Consider the following 17,595-nt stretch of genomic DNA (forward strand, 5'->3'; position numbering starts at 1 on the left):
TGTCGGTGCCGTAGGTGCGGTTCGACCACCCCCACCAGCATGCTGGTCTTGCCGACCCCGGGTTCCGGTGCCGTGCGTGTGTTGGCAGCATCATAGGGCCGTAGGTCGAGTTCGATCACGATACGACCGACGAATCCTTGATGGCCAAGTCGTGACCTGCATCGCGAGCTTACGGGATCAGACGATACGGATCAGGATCTCGGAGTGCCCGGCGCGGATCACGTCCCCGTCGGCGAGCTGCCAGTCTTGCACGGGAGAACCGTTGACCAGTGTGCCGTTGGTGGAACCCAGATCCGAGAGCATCGCGGTCTGCCCGTCCCAGCGGACCTCGATGTGCCTGCGCGAGACCCCGGTGTCGGGCAGCCGGAAATGCGCGTCCTGGCCACGGCCGATGATGTTGCTGCCCTCCCGCAACTGGTAGGTGCGGCCGCTGCCGTCGTCGAGCTGAAGAGTCGCCGAGTAGCCCGAACCCGCCTGCGGGGGAGCGGCATACGCGGGCGCGGCACCATAGCCGGGCTGCGCGCCGTACCCCGGCGGCTGCGAGTAGGCCTGGCCGTAACCACCCTGGTCATCCTGGCCGTAGGCACCGGGCTCGGCGTAGGCCTGCTCGCCGTAACCGGGCTCCTGGTAGCCCTGCTGGCCGTACCCCGGCTGGGCATAGCCCGCGCCTTGCTGACCGTAGGCCGGATCCGCGTAGGCCTGATCGCCGTAACCTTGCTGGGCGTAACCCTGCTGCCCGTAGCCCGGCTCCTGGTAGCCCGGCTGACCGTAGGCCAGAGGTTCCTGGTAGCCCGGCTGCCCGTACGCGGGCTCCTGGTAACCCGGCTGCCCGTAACCGCGATCGGCGTAGCCCGGCTGCTGGGCGGCGTAGCCCGGCTCCTGATACCCCGGCTGGCCGTAGGCCTGGCCACCCTGCTGGTAGTCGTAGCCGTTCTGATAGTCGCCGTAACCCTGCTGACCCTCCGGCGCCGGATAGTCCGCGCCGTACGGCGCCGCGCCGCGACCGTAGTCCTCGCGGTACGCGCCGTTCTGCGCACCGCCGCGACCGGCAGGCGGTGGGGCGTACCCGCGGTTGCGTGGATCGGACTCCGCGGGCTCACGGCTCGGGTCGTAGCCTGAGTTCTGCGTCATGGGGCCAGCTCCTGGTTGCGGGTGTGCAGGTCGTTGTGGCGTGCGTTCAGGGCTGTGAGCTGGTGTAGCTCCGCGACCGACGTCCGGATCGACCCGGCCGCTAGCCCTGAACTGTCCGGTGTGCAGCGTAGGGGATGCCTCGAACGCCACGTGTACTTCGCCGTAGGTCTGCCAGCCTTGCTCGCGGATGTAATCCTGCAGGTGTTTGGCGAACGCGCGGGTGGTGAGGTCGTGATCGGCGTCCAACTGCTGGTGATCGGAGGAGTTGATAGTGATCACATAGCTGTTGGGTGCCAACAGGTGCCCGCCGTCGAGCTCTTGGACATGATCGGCGGCCTCACGTTGCAGCGCCGCCTCCACCTCCTGGGGCACGACGTTGCCGCCGAACACCCTGGCGAACACATCACCGACGGCGCCCTGAAGACGACGCTCGAACCGTGAAACGATGCCCATTCCGGCCTCCCTTCGGTGAGCGTCTCTTCTGCTGATACGTAACAACGACACACGCATATGGCGTGTCGCCCATCGAGCACGTTCATTGCATGATATCCACGATCGTCCACACCTGTAACTCTTGGCACGATCAGCGGGTTCCCGCGCCTGTCCAGCCCCCGCGTCACGGCCCCACACAGCCGATTTCGTGTCGGCGCGGACTGCGTGATACTGTCTTGCGAGTCGCTCGGGCGAGTGGCGGAATGGCAGACGCGCTGGCTTCAGGTGCCAGTGTCCTTCGGGACGTGGGGGTTCAAGTCCCCCTTCGCCCACTCCACTCGGGGAAGCTCGTGCTCGCAAAGAGCGCGAGCTTTTCTCGTTTCGTCCCTTTGTCTTTGTGGGGCGCAGCCCCAGGCCCGCTCGGCGGGGCTTCGCCCCCGAACCCCATGTCGATGGTTCGCCCGCGAGTGAGGTGCTTGAGTGGGGCGGCTGGGCGCTGCTGGTGAATGTGCGATCTGTGAGCGCGGACGCCACCTCGGAGTGCGTGAGATTCCAGGCTGCTGCTCTGGTGTGTGAGGTCTACCGCTTACGTGGGTTGCACGGTCGTCGGGTGCGTTCTCGGGGGAACTCGTGTCCGGTGCTCGCCGGGTTTCGTTTCTGGCATCGGGATCGGTGGGGGCGACTCGGACTGGCGGAGTTGGTTTCTCGCCGACGCGAGTGTCGGGGCTGCGGAGGAATCTCCACAAGCTGTGTACAACTGCTGATATCCACAGCTGTGTGCAACATGAAATCCGCCCAGCGGGCGTTATTTTCGGTTATTTCGGATTGTGTACGTGACTGTTCTCTTCGATCGGTGACTTGTTTTCACATCGGACATTTCGGGCCGAAGCGCGGCGGAAAAAGTATCGGGCGGAAGTTAATTGGGGTCGGGGTGGTGTGATGTTGTGGGAGGTAGCGGCGACTTGAATGCGTTCTCTCTCGCGTTTCGCGCTGGATTATTCGAATGTTCATCTACGATTGCGGCGGCTCACACCGGAGTGGTCACTTCGCAAATACCTGCATTCGTCGGGGATTTGGTGCTGCTGCTTCGGTCACAGCTTGTCATGCACCTCTCCCTCAGCTGAAGGATCAGGTATGAACATGTTCAAAACACGGCACCGCCGATACGGGCGGGCAACGATGTTGGCCGCGGGTGCCGCGGTCGTTATTCAGGTGGCTACCGCGGGATTCGCCGCGGCGTGCCCGTGCGCGTCGGATGACTATGTACCGATTCAGCCCGCGCTTACTCCGCCGGCCATGCCTGCCCAGGATCAAGTGTTTCTCAATCCGCCGCGTGAAGTGGTCGAGGCGAAGCAGCCCGGCGAAATCATCGCCGCGCGCGAAGTGCACCCCGCGTTCCAGTCGATCATTCAGCCCGATGTGGACGCCTGGCAGCTGTCCTACCGGTCGAACAACAGTCGCGACGAGCCGATCGCCGCGGTCACCACGGTGATGAAGCCGCGCGGCAAAGCCCCGACCAACCTGCTGTCGGTGCAGATCCCGGAGGACGCGGTCGCGGCGCACTGCGCGCCGTCGTACACCAGCCAGCTGCTGGCGCTGCCGCCGAACTACGCGGGCACGATGGGCCCCAATTTCATGCTGCCGATGGCCCTTTACGCGGTCACGAAGGGCTGGGGCGTCTCCATTCCCGATCACGAAGGCCTGCTCTCCGCCTTCGCCGCGGGGCCGCTGGCGGGCCGGATCACCCTCGACGGTATTCGCGCCGCGGAGAACTTCAAGCCGATGGAGCTGCACCAGGGCCGCGACACCAAGGTCGGCCTGTGGGGCGACTCGGGCGGCTCCATCCCGACGATGCACGCCGCTGAGCAGCGCGCTACCTACGCTCCGGACGTCAACCTGGTCGGCACCGTCTCCGGCTCGACCGCCGCGGACCTGCGGGATCTGGTCGACTATCAAAACAACGGTCCCGCCGCCGGGACGGTGTTCGCAGGCATTGTCGGCCTGAGTCGCGAATACCCGGAATTGCAGACCTATCTGGATCAGCACATGAATCCGCTGGGCCAGGGCCTGCGGTCCGTGCACAGCAATGTGTGCCAGGGCTGGTCGGTTTCGAGTTTCCCGAACCTGAACATCAAGGGGCTGTTCGATACACCGGACATGACGCGCGAGCCGCTCCCGAGCCAGATACTGGATCAGGTCAAGATGGGAAATGCGACTCCCGACCGGCCGACATATATCTTCCAGTCGATGGGTGACTGGATTATGCCCGCCTACGCCACCGACCGACTGGTGGATACCTACTGTCAGAACGACGGGCAGATCACCTACCGCCGTATCCAGATCGGCGAGGCCTACTCGCAGGCATTCTTGTCGGTGCCGGGCACATATCAGTGGCTGCAGGAGCGTTTCGACGGTGTGCCCGTCGGCAGCGGCTGCAATAGGCAGGATGTCGCGGCCATCGCGAAGGACGATTCCCCGGAGATGAACGAATGGGTGGCGATCGTCGGTCCGGAGCTGACCGCTTCCGCGGCCAAGCCCGTCTGATTTCACATCAGGTGCGGATGGCGAAACCGGCGTCGGGCTGACCGACGTCGCGAACCACATCGCCGACCGTTGTGGTTCGACCCGCCGAAAGAAGGCCCGGTCCAGCAGGACCGGGCCTTCTCGCTGTCGCGGACTAGATCGCCGAGTCCGGCACGGGTGCGGTCAGCACACAGTGCGTGCCCCGATAGATCGTCGGCATGCAGCGATTGCAATGGGTACACCCGGACACGCTCGCCGCGTCGGCGCACAGACGATTGACCAAGCCCGGCTCGTGCAGGAGCGCGCGAGCCATGGCGACGAACTCGAAGCCGTGTGCCATCGCGGTCTCGATGGCGGCGCGCGAGGCGATGCCGCCGAGCAGCACCAGTGGCAGGTCCAGTTCCGCACGGAAGCGCAGCGCCTGCTGGAGTAGGTAGGTCTCCTCGTACGGGTAGGTGCGCAGAAATCGGCGGCCCGCCAGGCGAATACCCCAGCGCTGCGGCGGCGGGAACTGGTCGGCGAACTCGCGCAGCGGCACGTCGCCGCGGAACAGATACATCGGATTGCGCAGGGAACTACCGACGGTGAGTTCGAGCGCGTCGAGGTTGCCGTCGCTCGCGAGCCACCGTGCGACGGACAGGCTTTCGTCGCCGCCGAAGCCGCCGCGCACGCCGTCGTCCATATTGAACTTGGCGAGCACCGCGATCTCGTCGCCGACCTCCTGCCGCACCGCGTCCGCCGTCCGCCTGGCCAGTTCGGCGCGGTTGACCAGGGGCCCGCCGAACTCGTCCGAGCGCTTGTTCAAGGCCGGGCTGAGGAACGAGCTGATCAGATAGTTGTGCCCGAAATGCAACTCCACGGCGTCGAAACCGGCGTCCACCGCGAGCCGGGCGGCGCGGGCGTGGGCGGCGATGATCCGCCGGATATCGGCCGCGGTCGCCGCGTGCGTGCGCCGCAGGCTGATCGGGCTGAACTGCGTGCTCGGCGCGAGCGCGGGCGCGCGATTGGAGGCGGCGTTCGCCACCGGGCCCGCATGGCCCAATTGCGCCGATACCGCGCCGCCCTCGCTGTGCACCGCGTCGGTGAGCCGTCGCAACCCGGGGACCGCTTCGGGCCGCATCCAGATCTGGTGCCGGTCGGTCCTGCCCTCGGGGGCGACCGCGCAGTAGGCCACCGTGGTCAGCCCGGCACCGCCCGCCGCGACCGCGCGATGGAAATCGATGAGCTCGTCGGTGACCAAGGCGTCCGGCGTGCGTCCCTCGAACGTCGCGGCCTTGATGATCCGGTTGCGCAGTTGAACCGGCCCGAGCCTGGCCGGTTGGAACGCGTCGTGCGACATCCGCCCAGACTAGAACGTGTTCCAGTTCGGCGCCCGCGAAACGAGACCACAGAAGTGTCTTGACTCACAATGAGAACCTGTTCTAATTCTTGGCATGCGCAGATATGACGGCCGCCGCGTGGTGGTGACGGGAGCAGGCTCCGGCATCGGACAGGGCATCGCCCTGCGGCTGCTGGACGAGGGGGCCCAGCTGGTCGCCGCCGACATCGATGAGCCGGGACTGGCGGCCACGGCGGAGAAGGCGGGCGATGCCGCCGACCGACTGCGAACGGTCACGGTGAACATCGCGGACCCCGCGTCGGTCGGTACCGCGACCGCGACGGCGCTGGAGTTCCTCGGCGGACTCGACGTGCTGGTGAACGCGGCGGGCATCCTGCGCCCGGCCCGCACCCACGAGATGCCGCTCGATGCGTGGAACCAGGTGATCGGGGTGAACCTGACCGGCACCTTCCTGATGACCCAGGCCGCGCTGCCCGCCCTGGTCGACTCCGGGCACGGGGTGGTCGTGAACCTCTCTTCGACCGCGGCTTTCAGCGCCGCGCCCTACCTCGCGGCGTATGCGGCCTCGAAGGGCGGCGTCAACGCGTTCACCCACGCGATCGCGCTGGAGTACGCCAAGCAGGGTCTGCGCGCGGTGAACATCGTGCCCGCGGGGATCACCAGCGGTATCACCACGAAATCGATCCTGGATCAGCCGGAGGGTTTCGATCCGAAGCTGTTCGCCCGGATGACCGGCTGGCTCAACGGCGGTGCGCTCGGTAGCCCGGAGGACATCGCCGGTGTGGTCGCGATGGTCGCCTCGGACGACGGCCGCTACATGACCGGTACCGAGATCCGGATCGACGGCGGCGCGTTGATGTAGTCGCGTGCGGCAGTTACGCGGGTTTCGTCGCGATCAGCAGATGATGCGGAATAGGCGGGTTCGGCAGCTGCTGGTGGGTGACGACGCAGCCCGACTGCTCCAGCGCGGCAACGACGTCGGCGACCGGGCGCAGCGTGAACCCGTACCGGGTGAACGGCAACTTGGCCATGGCCTCCGGGTCACCGACGCCGACGACCAGCCTGCCGCCGGGCCGCAGGATGCGGGCGAGCTCGGCGCAGACCGCGTCCAGCTCCGGCACGAAGTAGAGGGTGTTGACCGTGATCGCGGCGTCGAGGCTGGCGTCGGCGAGCGGCAGCGCGGTGAGCGAACCCTCGGCCAGCCGCAGTCGGCCCGAGGCGGTTTCGCGTGGGTGGCCTGCGCGGGCGCGGGCGAGCATGTCGGCGGAGAGCTCGATGCCGTGCACGACGCCATCGGCCCCGACCCGGTCGAGCAGCAGGGAAAGCCCGGCGCCGCCACCGAATCCGAGGTCGGCCGCGGTCCCGCCCTCGGTGATCGCGGCGGCCGTCACCGCGGCGGCGATGGCGCGTTTGTTGCCGCGGTTGAGCATGAACGCCACACCCTTGCCGAGCAGCCCGTGTGGATTGCCGAGCTGACCGGCCAAGGTGGACAACAACCGGGCACGCAGACCGTTCATGGCGCCATCGTAGGCGCACTCGCGTCGTCGGTTCGGGCGCGCGACGGCGGCGGGCGACCGGCGACATTTGGATCATCGACGTTTCGAATACTGTGCCAAAGGCGTTCGTTTCGGTTCGACCGGACGCTGTGTCGCCGACCCGAAAGACCGCCATGCGTGCACCGCTGATTCTGCTCGCCGCCTGCTCGGTGGCGCTGCTCACCACGAGCCCCGCCGCGGCGACCGGACTGTGGGGGCCGCTGGCACCGGCCAATCCGCACCTCGGGCCGCTCGGCACCTCGACGATGCACGGGGACGCGGGCTCGTCGGACGCCACGCCGCTGGCCGGACCCGGTGCGGGTGCAGTGCCGGTGTCGGCCTATCCGCTCGCCTCGGCGTGCCCGACACTGCTGGAGGGCTCGGACCAGCTGGTGGTCGCGTTGTGCACGGCGATCGCCGGTCAGACGCCGACCGTGCACCTGATCGACCCCGCTGCGCCGGGATCGATCGGACATTCGCTGGCGGCGCTCCCGCTCACCAAGGGCAGTCTGCTCGGCGGCGTGTACGCGTATCTGGACAACCGAGACCGGCTCGTCGTGGTCGATGGAGACAATCGGCTGCTCAGGATCGGCCATACTCGCGATGTGGCGGGCACGTGGCGCTTGGTCATCGAACAGGTGGCCGATCTGTCGGCGGTGATTCCGCTGGGCGACAACGTGACCGGGTTGGTGCCGGATTGGGCGGGCACCCTCTGGTTCGCCACCGGTCAGGGTGTGGTGGGGACGGTCGGGCCGTCCGGGACAGTGGCGGCGGTCTCGTTGCCAGCCGGCGAGCAAGTGGCCAACAGTATTTCGGCGGCACCGAGCGGACGGATCGCCGTGGCGACCACGCATGCGCTCTACGAACTGCGGGCCGATGCGTCGGGCCGGCCCGAGGTGCTGTGGCGGGCGGCGTACGAACGCGGTCCGGCCCGCAAGCCGGGGCAGCTCAGCTGGGGTACCGGGTCGACTCCCACGTATTTCGGGCCGCACACCGGTGCCGACTATCTGACCATCGTCGACAACGCAGACGGCCAGGTCAACGCGTTGGTATTCCGTTCAGGAAACGGACAATTGGTGTGTACGCAGCCGGTCCTCACGAAGGGCGGTGCGGGGAGCGAGAATTCACCGGTCGGCATCGGCCGCTCGCTGTTCGTGGCGAGCACCTACGGCTATCCGTATCCGGCGGTGCCCGAGGGCGCGGGACCGGCGGTGCCCGCGTCCGCGCCGTTCACCGGCGGCATGACCAGGGTGGATGTGGACGAGAACGGTTGCCGCACAGTGTGGGAGAACACGGTGCGCAGTGCGGCGGTTCCCCATTTGTCCACAGCCGACGCAGCGCTGTACACAGTGGCCAGGGTCGGCCTCGACACGACGACGCCGCTGGACGGCTACGCGTTCACCGTCATCGATCCCGATACCGGCGCGGTGACCGCCAGTAGTCCGCTGCCCGGCACCATCGTCGACGATCCGCTGCAGACGTCGCCGTTGATCACGCACGGACGGCGGGTGTTGCAGGGCACGATCACCGGGATCCTGCGCGTCGGCTGAGCCGATGGCGTTGTTGTCCGACCATTTCGGGTGCTTAATACCGCTGCCGCTCAGTCGAGTTCGCGGTTTATGCACAAGCTGATGACGGGTGAGCGCTCTGTGGATAGATCTGTGCGCTGCTCGAGGAGCATCGATCAGCGCCGTCCTGTGTCACACCCTGCTCTGGGCGCGTTATTGCGGGGCACCAGGTTTGGCCGCCGGTCGCTCGCGGCTGTGGATGATGCTGTGTGTTGTTTCGGGATGGCCGAACGCCGTTCATCTGCGCGTTGCCGTCCCGACCTTGAGCGATGCGGCGGAATCGCGGCCGAAGCGCCTGGGTGCGGGCTGTGCATGAGCGTCCGTTTGGCTGGGGACAACCCTGTGAGCAAGCACTCGAGATAACGCCGTCGCTGTGGATGACGCGGCGGTACCCAGGTGTGGACATCGATGGCGGTGGTCGGCGACGCGGCGGATGGCCGCGAGCCGTGCCGATCCTGTCCACAACGGTGGAGCGTGCGCGACTCCCAGGCTGTGGACGACCGCGACTCGTGTTCCGCACGGGTACCGGACAAGCGTCGTTATGCAGCCCCAGTTGGCGTCCTGATCGGCGTGTTGGCCCGGTGTGTCCGAAGTGGGGAATGCTTGCCGCAGTGTCGATTTCGCCGTGTTCGCCGGGGTCCCCGCGATCAGTGAGGCGAAGATCACACCCTGTCTCGAGGTTGCGGCCGAGGTGCTGAACCAGCCTGCTCGCGACGCTCCGAGGAGCGCCTTTCGGTGTCTGGTTATTCCTGATCTTGACAAGACACATGCATGTGTACGGATCGCCCTACCGGGTATGCATCGTGTTAATTACGCTGTAAACAAACCTATGGTCGCTTTCTGTTCATCCGTTGTCTAGCTACCTTGATTTCTCACGACGAACTCGCAGGTCATCCGCCATACAGGCCGGGGATGGAGGGCTCTATGTCGAGGACGCAGCTAATGGCTCGAAGAATGTTTGTACCGCCACGAAGTGGATATGGGCAGACCTGCGGATTCGCCCGAGCGCGTCCTTCTGGGTCCCGCGAAACCGCGCCGAAGTCGCAGCTGCAAGTTAGCTGGAACGGTGAAAAGTGATGTCGCCACCAGGGTTTGCTGGCGCGCTGCTTTATACGCTTGACACGAGCGAGGAGGGTTGCATCGGGATAACGATTGTGTAGAGTCGACGGTAACGCTGGCCGCAGCTGAGCACGACTCGCTGCGGCCAGCGGAACTCAATTGGGGGACACCGAAACCGCGCTGTGACTCAGCGTTGCTGTCGCGTGTCCGAACCCATGTCGCTCAGTGTGTGCTCGGGGTTGTCTACCGACCCTCGCCCGACACATCTCCGATCGCTCCCGGTGCGCCCTCGGCCCGCGCCGATACCACACGACGGCCCACTCCGAACACATAGACCAGGAACAACGCCTCGGCGGTGAACCCGATGGCGATCCGCACCGGCGCGGGCAGCGCGCTCGGCGTCACGAATCCCTCGATGCAGCCGCACACCAGCAACACCGCGACCAACCCGAGCGCGACCGTCGCGGTCGCCCGGCCCTGCCGCGCCACCGCCTCCACCCGGCTCGACCGACCCGGGTCTATCAGCGTCCAGCCGAGTTTCAGGCCGACGCCACCGGCCACGAAGATGGCGGTCAGCTCGAGCGTGCCGTGCGGCAGGATGAAGCCGAAGAACGAATCCAGCCGCCCCGCCTCGGCCATCAATCCGGCGGAGACGCCGAGATTGAGCGCGTTCATGAACAACAGATAGACCGCAGGCAGGATCAGCACACCGGTGAACAGGGCGATCGCGGTCACCCAGGCGTTGTTCGTCCAGACCTGCGCGGCGAACGCACCCTGGGGATGCTCGGAGTAGTAGGTCTCGAAGGCGCCGCCCCGCTCCGTCAGCGCGCCGGTGTCCCGCGGAATACCGAGAACCGTACGGGCCGAATCGAATCGGGCCACCCAGCCGGCCAGCCCGGCGGACACCAGCAGGAACGCCGCAGCCACCCCGGCCCACCACGGCCACGCCCGATACAGGGCAGCCGGGAACCGGTGCGTGAAGAACCGGCCGATCTCCGGCCAGGTGTCGACCCGGCCGCCGAGCACCCGGCCGCGCGCCCTGGCCAGCAGCGCGCTCAACCCGGCGATCAACTCAGGATCGGGGCTGTGCGATTGCAGCCGGGCCAACTGCTGCGACGTGCGCCGGTACAGGGTGACGAGTTCGTCCGCCTCGGCACCGGTGAGCTTGCGCCGCGTCGACAGGTAATCGAGGCGTTCCCAGGCCCTTCGGTGCGCATAGCTGTACGCGTCAACATCCACAGGCTTGCCTCCCACTACCGCCGCTCGGGAGAATGCTATCGACATGGCTGAATTCACCACCGGGGAAGCGGTCGCGCTGGAGCTGCCGATCGCCCGGATCCCCACCAGGGCCACCGCCTTCCTGATCGACGTGGTGGTGCAGGCCATGCTGGCCGCCGTGCTGTTCGTGCTGACCATCAGTGTCCTGCTGCCCAGCGGCGCGGACCCGGCGTGGCTGGACGTGGCCGTACTGGTCACGGTCGTCGGCGTGCTGGTGGGTTATCCGGTGGCGTGCGAAACCGTGTGGCGCGGTCGCACCTTCGGCAAGTTGCTGCTCGGTCTGCGCGTGGTGCGCGCGGACGGCGGCCCGATCGACTTCCGGCACGCGCTCACCCGCGGGCTGGCCGGTGCGATCGTCGACTTCTGGATGCTCGGCGCGTTCGGCGCTGTCGCGGTGCTCACCTCGATGTGCTCGCCGAACGCGCGACGGATCGGTGACGTGCTCGCGGGCACCGTGGTCGTGCATGCCCAGCGGCCGCTGCCCGCGCCGCTGCTCGCGGTCGCGCCGCCGTGGCTCGCGGGCTGGGCCGGGCCGCTACCGCTGGCCATGCTGCCGGATGACCTGGCGCTCGCGGTGCGCCAGTACCTGAGTCGGTTCCACACTCTTACACCCGTGGTGCAGCACGAGCTGGGCACCGCGCTGGTGGATGCGGTGTGCGCACGGCTGCAAGTGCCTGCGCCGGCGGGGTATCCGCCGCTCCAAATTCTCGGCGCGGTCATCGCCGAGCGGCAGCGCCGGGTGCTGCCGCCGCCGATGTTCCCCGTCTTCCGTCAGGCTCCGATGCAGGTGGGTCCGCAGCTTCACCTGGGCTCGATGATTACACCGCCTTAACGATTGGCGGCGACATAGTCGTCGATCTCCCGCAGGAACAGCTCCAGTCGGGCCGGCGTGATCCACGCGGCGCGGAACGAGTTCTTCGCCAGTGCGACAAGTTGATCGAGGTCGAGACCGGCGTGCTCGGCGAGAGCGAGGTAGTTGTCCGCCGCGTAGGCGCCGAAGTACGCGGGATCGTCGCTGTTGACGGTGACGAGGAGCCCACGCGCCAGCAGCCCGACGATCTCGTCCGATTTCATCTGGCTGGTGACGAACGAGTTCGAGACCGGGCAGCAGGTGAACCCGATGCCCTTGGCCTTGGCGAGCTCGACCAGGCGATCGTCCGCCACGATGTTCGTGCCGTGGTCGATCCGGTCCACCCCGATGTCCTCCAGTGCCTGCCGGATGTGCTCGATCGAATCCTGTTGATCTATGTCGCAGTGCATGGTCAGCAGGAAGCCTTCGCGGCGGGCCCGCGCGAAGACGCCCGCGAACTTGCTCGGCGGATTGCCGCGCTCATCCGAGTCGAGGCCCACGCCGATGATCCAGTCGCGGTAGGGGAGGGCTTCCAATAGCGTCGCCATGGCGTACTCCGCGGAGTAGTCGCGCAGGAAACAGAGGATCAGCTCGGCCGAGATCCCGAATTCGCGCCGCGCCCGCACGATCGCCGACCGATACCCGTCCAGCACGGTGGCGAAGGGGACACCGCGCCCGGTGTGCGCCTGCGGGTCGAAGAACATCTCGACGTGCCGGACGCCCTGGGCGTGTGCCCTGGTCAGATAGTCGAACGCCAGATCATGGAAGTCCGCGGGCTCCAGCAGCACTCGCATGGCGGGGTAGTAGACCTGCAGGAACGAGGTCAGATCGTGGAAGCGGTACGTCTGCCGGACCTCGTCCACCGTCTGCTCCGGCAGCTCGACCCCGTTGCGCTGGGCCAGCCGGAACTTCAACTCCGGCTCCAGCGTCCCTTCCACATGCAGATGCAACTCGGCCTTGGGCAGCCCACGGACGAACGCGGCGAGATCAGACATGTGCTCCATAGTCCTCCGCCGGCCGCGCCTGCACAGGCGGTTGGCCCGCGGCGGGACTACATCGTGCCGGACTGCTTCAGTTCGAGGTATTCGTCCGCGAGGGCTTCGGGGAGGCGATCGGGGGCGGCGGCGACCACCGCAATGCCCTTGCGCCGCAGTGACTCCTGGACCAGAGCGCGTTCGGCGAGGATGGACTCGGCGGCGGCCGCGGGGTAGAGGTCGGCTCGGGTGGCGCGGCGGGCCGCGGCCGCGGCGACCTCCGGGTCGGTGACCGAGACGATCAGCACGCGGTGGCGCTGGGCGAGGGTGGGCAGGACCGGGAGCAGGTTCTCCTCGACCGCTGCGCCGTCGAGGCTGGTGAACCAGACGACCAGGCTGCGCCGGCGGGTGCGCTGAATGGCGGCGCGCACCAGAGCCGCACTGTCGGTGTCGACCAGGGCGGGGGTGACCCCTGCCATCGCGTGCATCAGCTTGAGCTGCAAGCCTTTTCCGCTGATCCCGCGGACCTCGGCGCGTGCTTCGCGGTCGTAGGCGAGCAGGTCGACCGAGTCGCCCGCGGCGGCGGCGAGACCGCCGAGCAGCAGCGCGGCCTCGATGCTCGCGTCCAGCCGGGTACCAGCACCGACCCGTCCCGCGCTGACCCGGCCGGTGTCAAGCAGCATCAGCATGTGCCGGTGGCGTTCCGGGCGCCAGGTGCGCACCAGCACGTCGGTGGCCCGTGCGGTGGCACGCCAGTCGATCGCGCGCACGTCGTCGCCGGCGACGTACTCGCGGAACGAGTCGAACTCGGTGCCCTGGCCCCGCATATTCGCCACGTTGCGGCCCTCGAGGTGGTGCAGCCGTTTGACTTTCGAGCGCAGCAGCCGCTCGCTGCGGAACGGCGGCAGTGCGCGCACGCGGGCCGCGACGGTGCGGCGCGTCTGCCTGCCCGCCAAGCCGAGCGGTCCGATCAGTCGCACGGTGACCGGCCCGGCCACCCGGTCGCCGCGGTACGCCGGTGTCAGTGTGGTGCGGAAGCGGACCAGGGTCGCGGGCGCCAGATCGAGCTGGTGCGTCCGGTTTTCGGCGCGGGCACTGTCGGGCCAGTCGTCCCACACGGTGCCGCGCAGGGTGTGCGCACCGATGTTGGTCGCGACGAGCTCCACCTCGGTGGACCGGCCGAGCCGCACCGTGGTCAGCGGCTGCCTGGACAGCGTGAGATCGCCGGCCCGGCCGACCGAACCGAGGTCGAAGAGCAGGGCGGCGGCCAGCACGCCGGTCGCGACGAGCACGCCGGGCAACGATGGGGCGACGAAGGTGACGAGCAGTGCGAGCAGCCCTGCGACGGCGGCCAGCCGACCGGTGACGACCACGGCCTACACCGGGACCGGGACCGAGAGCAGCAGCGATGTCATGACACTCTCGGTGGTCACGCCGTCCAGTTCGGCCTCCGGCCGCAACTGCAGCCGGTGCCGAAGAACCGCAACGGCAAGGGTTTTGACGTCGTCCGGGGTCACGAAGCCGCGCCCGTTCAGCCAGGCGAACGCGCGGGAGGCCGCCATCAGCGCGGTGGCGCCGCGGGTGGACGCGCCGTGCTGCACGGCGGGGGACACCCGGGTGGCCCGGCACAGGTCAACCACGTAGGCGAGCACCTCGGGGCTGATCGTCACGTTGCCGATCGCAGCCCGCGCCGCGGCGATGTGCGCGGGCCCCGCCACCGGTCGCAAGCCCGCCGCGGCCAGGTCGCGCGGATCGAAGCCCGCGGCGTGCCGCTGGAGCACGCGGAATTCGTCGTCCCGACCGGGCAATGGGATGTCGACCTTGAACAGGAACCGGTCCAGCTGTGCCTCCGGCAGCGGATAGGTGCCTTCCTGTTCGATCGGGTTCTGGGTGGCGATCACGACGAACGGATCGGGTAGCGGCCGTGGCTGACCGTCGACGGAGACCTGCCGCTCCTCCATCGACTCCAGCAGGGCCGACTGGGTTTTCGGTGGCGTGCGGTTGATCTCGTCGGCCAGCAGCAGGTTGGTGAACACCGGGCCGTGCCGGAAGGTGAACTCGGCCGAGTGCGGGTCGTAGATCTGCGAACCGGTGACATCGCCCGGCATCAGGTCCGGGGTGAACTGCACCCGGGCGTGGTCGAGCTCCAGTGCCGTCGCCAAGGCTCGCACCAGCAGCGTCTTCGCCACGCCTGGCACACCTTCCAGCAGCACGTGGCCCCGGCACAGCAGCGCGAGCACCAGGAAGATGATCGCGTTGTCGTTGCCGACCACCGCCTTGCCGATCTCGCCGCGCAACGCCGCGAACGCCGCCCCCGCCGCCTCGGCAGTGGGGGTGTGGTTGGTGTTGGTGGTGGGGATGGTCATCCGACCTCCGATTCGATCCAGTCGAGTTGGGTGGCAACGAGTTCCAAGATGTCCGCGTCCGGCACCGCGCCGAAGAGGGCGAAACCGATCTGTCCCGGCTGCGTACCGGTGCGGGCCGCCACAGCGGCGACGAGCCGGTCCGGCGGGGTGTCCGCGGTCATGCCGAGCGGCGGGCGGATCCGGCGCAGGGTCGCCGCCCGCAGCTTCCCCGCGACATGCTCGTGGTCCTTCGAGCGCCGATACAGCGCCGCCTGCCCGGCGAGCAACTCGTTCGCGGCGACCTCGACCGGTCGTGGTTCGCGCACCAGCGCGCCCCGGCGCCGCGCCCGCCACCAGACCACCAGCGCGGCGGCGATCAGGAATTGCAACCCACCGAAGAAAACGGGTGCGGGCAGTCGGTCCCAGATCGGGTCGTCGCCGGCGCCGAAGCCGGGTGCGTCGAAGTCGCGCGGTGGCTCGGGGTTCGGGACGTCCGGTGGCGGCGGTGGCTTGGGCGCGGTCGGCGCGCCGCACGACTGCAACGCGCCGTAGAGCAGCAGGAGCAGCACGGCCGCGCCGGCGAGGGCGGCCCAGAACTTGGGGTTGCGCACCAGCGCGGGCAGCGGCGGCAGCTTCCGGCGGGTGCGCGGCGCCTGCTCGGTGACGGTGATCTCGGTGGGTTCCGGCGCGGGTGGTGGCGCCGCCGCGGAGAACCGATCGGCGTACTCGAGTCTGCGGTACTCGTCTTCGGTCGCCCGCCGCCCGCCGTAGACGACCTCGTCGAAACTGTGTGCCGCCGGGTGGAATTCGGCGGCGACGTCGCCCGGCAGCGCGGTGGTTACGTCGTTCGCGGTCTCGCGTGCGGTGCGTGATCGCCGTACCTCGAGCACGCCGCGCTGTTCCAGCCCGCGCAGCACGGCGCGGAAGCGTTCGCGCAGCGCGCTGTCGAAATCTCGGTGCTGTGCGGCGTTCTCGGCCGCCGCGCGATGGTCGGCCGCGGCACCGAGGCGCGGCGGGTTCGGGGGTGCCTGGTCGGGCTCGCTCATCGCACCTCACGACCCGGGACGTGAATGTCCAAACCCTCACGGCGGCAGCGGCGGTCGACGTAGGACACCACCCTGGTGGCCGCCTCGACCACCTCGCCGAACGCGACGATCAGCAGCACGCCCGTGGTGAGCAGCACGATCACCTGCCATCGGTGGGTGCCGGAGAAATCCGAGAGGTACCACGGAATACCCAGCAGCGGCACGGACAACAGGACCAGCAGACAGCGCTGCGCGAACCACAGTCCGACCATCCGCCATTCCGCGCCTGCGACAAGAAGTTTCGAGCGCTCGACCGCCGCTCGATGCGTAGCCCGCTCCACGAACATGACCGGCACCGCGACGAAGCGCTTGGCCCGCAGCTGCCCCAGCCAGGCCACGCCGAACGGAAAGCTGATGATCAGCAGGCTGGACAGGGCGAGCACGCCGACCCCGACCACGGTGTAGAGCACCTGGAACATCAGCAACGGTCCGGCCGTCGCGCCGACCCGGCGCAGCGCGGTGCGCCAGCCGATCGGGGCACCCGCCACGCTCGCGAGACCGATCGCAACGGTCGTGCCACGCAGCACGAACCGCAGCAGCCATGCGCAGGCCATGGTCGACAGGATGGCGGCCGCGGCGATCGCGGCGTCCGAGCCGTCGGTCAGCGTCGAGATCGCCGCGGTGACCGCGACGACCATCAGCTCGGCGGTGACCAGCGCGAGCATGCTGGACCAGGCCAGCGCGAGCAGATTCGCCTGGATGAGCGCGAACGGCACATCGAGGAGTTCGCGGAAGGTCATCGGACGGATCGGCACCGTCGTGCCAGGGGACCCTGGTACCGGATCTGCTCCCGCCCCGACGGCACCGGCCGGGTCGGCGGCAGGTAGCACGGGCCGAGTCTAACGGTCAGTGCCCGATTCGCGGTCCGTGCAGCGCCTTCGGTTACTCGGGGTGCTGTGGCTCGAGCAGGCGTTGCACCACGCGGCGGTACCGGGCCGGGTCGATCTGCGGCAGGCCGAGCAGCGCCCGGAGGTAGACGCCGTCGCCGACCAGCCGGATGAGGTCGGCCTGCACCGGGTCCGCGATCTCGGTGTCCAGGTCATCGGACCAGGAGCTCATCATGTCCATCAGCGCCCGCTGCACCTCGTCGGCGTCCGCATCGGTCGCGGCGTCGATGGTGCGCATGGTGGCCAGCATGGAGCGGTAGAGCTCCAGTTCCACCGCGTCGGTGGCGTTGTCGGGATTCGGGGTCTGCAGATACCACCCGGCGACCGACTGACCGCGGGCGTTGGCGTCGGCCAGCTGTTGATTCGCGCGTTCGGTGAGCCGCCGGACCAGCCCGGCGAGCAGCGCGTCCTTGCTCTTGAAGTGATAGAGCAGGCCGCCCTTGGAGACGCCTGCCTTCGCCGCGACGCTCTCCAACGTCACATGCGACATGCCTTTCTCCAGGAGCAGGGATTCGAGGGCGTCCAGGATGCGGTCGCGGGTGTTCACCGTCACCGGCCGGACTATACCGGCTGGACGGTAAGGTCTGGT

Annotated in this window: 14 protein-coding genes and 1 tRNA gene; 5 read left to right on the forward strand and 10 right to left on the reverse strand. The window is 68.1% G+C overall.

What is annotated here, in order from left to right:
• Window positions 1-177: 177 nt before the first annotated feature.
• The gene (locus ACIHA7_RS25685) at window positions 178-1,584 is read right to left on the reverse strand and encodes an FhaA domain-containing protein (RefSeq protein WP_397293489.1); all 1,407 of its coding nucleotides are present in this window, start codon (window positions 1,582-1,584) and stop codon (window positions 178-180) included.
• 228 nt (window positions 1,585-1,812) lie between these two features.
• On the opposite strand from ACIHA7_RS25685, the gene ACIHA7_RS25690 reads away from it, so the two are divergent.
• A tRNA-Leu gene (locus ACIHA7_RS25690) sits at window positions 1,813-1,895 on the forward strand.
• An 802-nt stretch (window positions 1,896-2,697) separates the two neighbouring features.
• The gene (locus ACIHA7_RS25695) at window positions 2,698-4,107 is read left to right on the forward strand and encodes a lipase family protein (protein ID WP_397293490.1); all 1,410 of its coding nucleotides are present in this window, start codon (window positions 2,698-2,700) and stop codon (window positions 4,105-4,107) included.
• Between the two features lie 133 nt (window positions 4,108-4,240).
• On the opposite strand, the gene ACIHA7_RS25700 is transcribed toward ACIHA7_RS25695, so the two are convergent.
• Window positions 4,241-5,425 (reverse strand): NADH:flavin oxidoreductase, encoded by a 1,185-nt coding sequence (locus tag ACIHA7_RS25700; protein ID WP_397293491.1) that lies wholly within the window; start codon window positions 5,423-5,425, stop codon window positions 4,241-4,243.
• Window positions 5,426-5,519: 94 nt separating this feature from the next.
• On the opposite strand from ACIHA7_RS25700, the gene ACIHA7_RS25705 reads away from it, so the two are divergent.
• A complete protein-coding gene (locus ACIHA7_RS25705) occupies window positions 5,520-6,287 on the forward strand; it encodes an SDR family NAD(P)-dependent oxidoreductase (protein WP_397293492.1) in 768 nt (255 codons plus the stop codon).
• Window positions 6,288-6,300: 13 nt separating this feature from the next.
• Here ACIHA7_RS25705 and ACIHA7_RS25710 read toward each other — a convergent pair whose 3' ends face one another.
• Window positions 6,301-6,942 (reverse strand): class I SAM-dependent methyltransferase, encoded by a 642-nt coding sequence (locus ACIHA7_RS25710; RefSeq protein WP_397293493.1) that lies wholly within the window; start codon window positions 6,940-6,942, stop codon window positions 6,301-6,303.
• A 152-nt stretch (window positions 6,943-7,094) separates the two neighbouring features.
• Between ACIHA7_RS25710 and ACIHA7_RS25715 the strand changes: the two genes are divergently transcribed.
• Window positions 7,095-8,510 (forward strand): hypothetical protein, encoded by a 1,416-nt coding sequence (locus tag ACIHA7_RS25715; protein WP_397293494.1) that lies wholly within the window; start codon window positions 7,095-7,097, stop codon window positions 8,508-8,510.
• 1,320 nt (window positions 8,511-9,830) lie between these two features.
• Here the strand turns inward: ACIHA7_RS25715 and ACIHA7_RS25720 are convergent.
• On the reverse strand, window positions 9,831-10,826 hold the full coding sequence (locus ACIHA7_RS25720; protein WP_397293495.1) for a stage II sporulation protein M: 996 nt from the start codon (window positions 10,824-10,826) through the stop codon (window positions 9,831-9,833).
• 43 nt (window positions 10,827-10,869) lie between these two features.
• On the opposite strand from ACIHA7_RS25720, the gene ACIHA7_RS25725 reads away from it, so the two are divergent.
• Entirely contained in the window at window positions 10,870-11,697 is an 828-nt protein-coding gene (locus ACIHA7_RS25725) for an RDD family protein (RefSeq protein ID WP_397293496.1), read from the forward strand.
• On the opposite strand, the gene add is transcribed toward ACIHA7_RS25725, so the two are convergent.
• From add to ACIHA7_RS25755, 6 genes are read right to left on the reverse strand one after another with little or no spacing between them, the layout of a single operon-like run.
• Window positions 11,694-12,710 carry an adenosine deaminase gene (gene add / locus ACIHA7_RS25730; RefSeq protein WP_397293497.1) on the reverse strand — a complete coding sequence of 339 codons (1,017 nt, stop codon included), beginning with the start codon at window positions 12,708-12,710 and terminating at the stop codon, window positions 11,694-11,696. The genes ACIHA7_RS25725 and add overlap by 4 nt on opposite strands.
• A 56-nt stretch (window positions 12,711-12,766) precedes the next feature.
• A complete protein-coding gene (locus ACIHA7_RS25735) occupies window positions 12,767-14,062 on the reverse strand; it encodes a DUF58 domain-containing protein (protein WP_397293498.1) in 1,296 nt (431 codons plus the stop codon).
• A 3-nt stretch (window positions 14,063-14,065) separates the two neighbouring features.
• A complete protein-coding gene (locus ACIHA7_RS25740) occupies window positions 14,066-15,055 on the reverse strand; it encodes an AAA family ATPase (RefSeq protein WP_397293499.1) in 990 nt (329 codons plus the stop codon).
• The gene (locus tag ACIHA7_RS25745; protein ID WP_397293500.1) at window positions 15,052-16,080 is read right to left on the reverse strand and encodes a DUF4129 domain-containing protein; all 1,029 of its coding nucleotides are present in this window, start codon (window positions 16,078-16,080) and stop codon (window positions 15,052-15,054) included. Before ACIHA7_RS25745 ends, ACIHA7_RS25740 begins: the two co-directional genes overlap by 4 nt.
• Complete coding sequence (locus tag ACIHA7_RS25750) at window positions 16,077-16,949, reverse strand: hypothetical protein (RefSeq protein WP_397293501.1); 873 nt, start codon at window positions 16,947-16,949, stop codon at window positions 16,077-16,079. The genes ACIHA7_RS25745 and ACIHA7_RS25750 overlap by 4 nt, the downstream gene beginning before the upstream one ends.
• Before the next feature lie 52 nt (window positions 16,950-17,001).
• Complete coding sequence (locus tag ACIHA7_RS25755; protein ID WP_397293502.1) at window positions 17,002-17,559, reverse strand: TetR/AcrR family transcriptional regulator; 558 nt, start codon at window positions 17,557-17,559, stop codon at window positions 17,002-17,004.
• Between the last annotated feature and the right edge of the window lie 36 nt (window positions 17,560-17,595).

Source organism: Nocardia sp. NPDC052316, from assembly GCF_044547795.1.
Taxonomy (GTDB): Bacteria; Actinomycetota; Actinomycetes; order Mycobacteriales; family Mycobacteriaceae; genus Nocardia.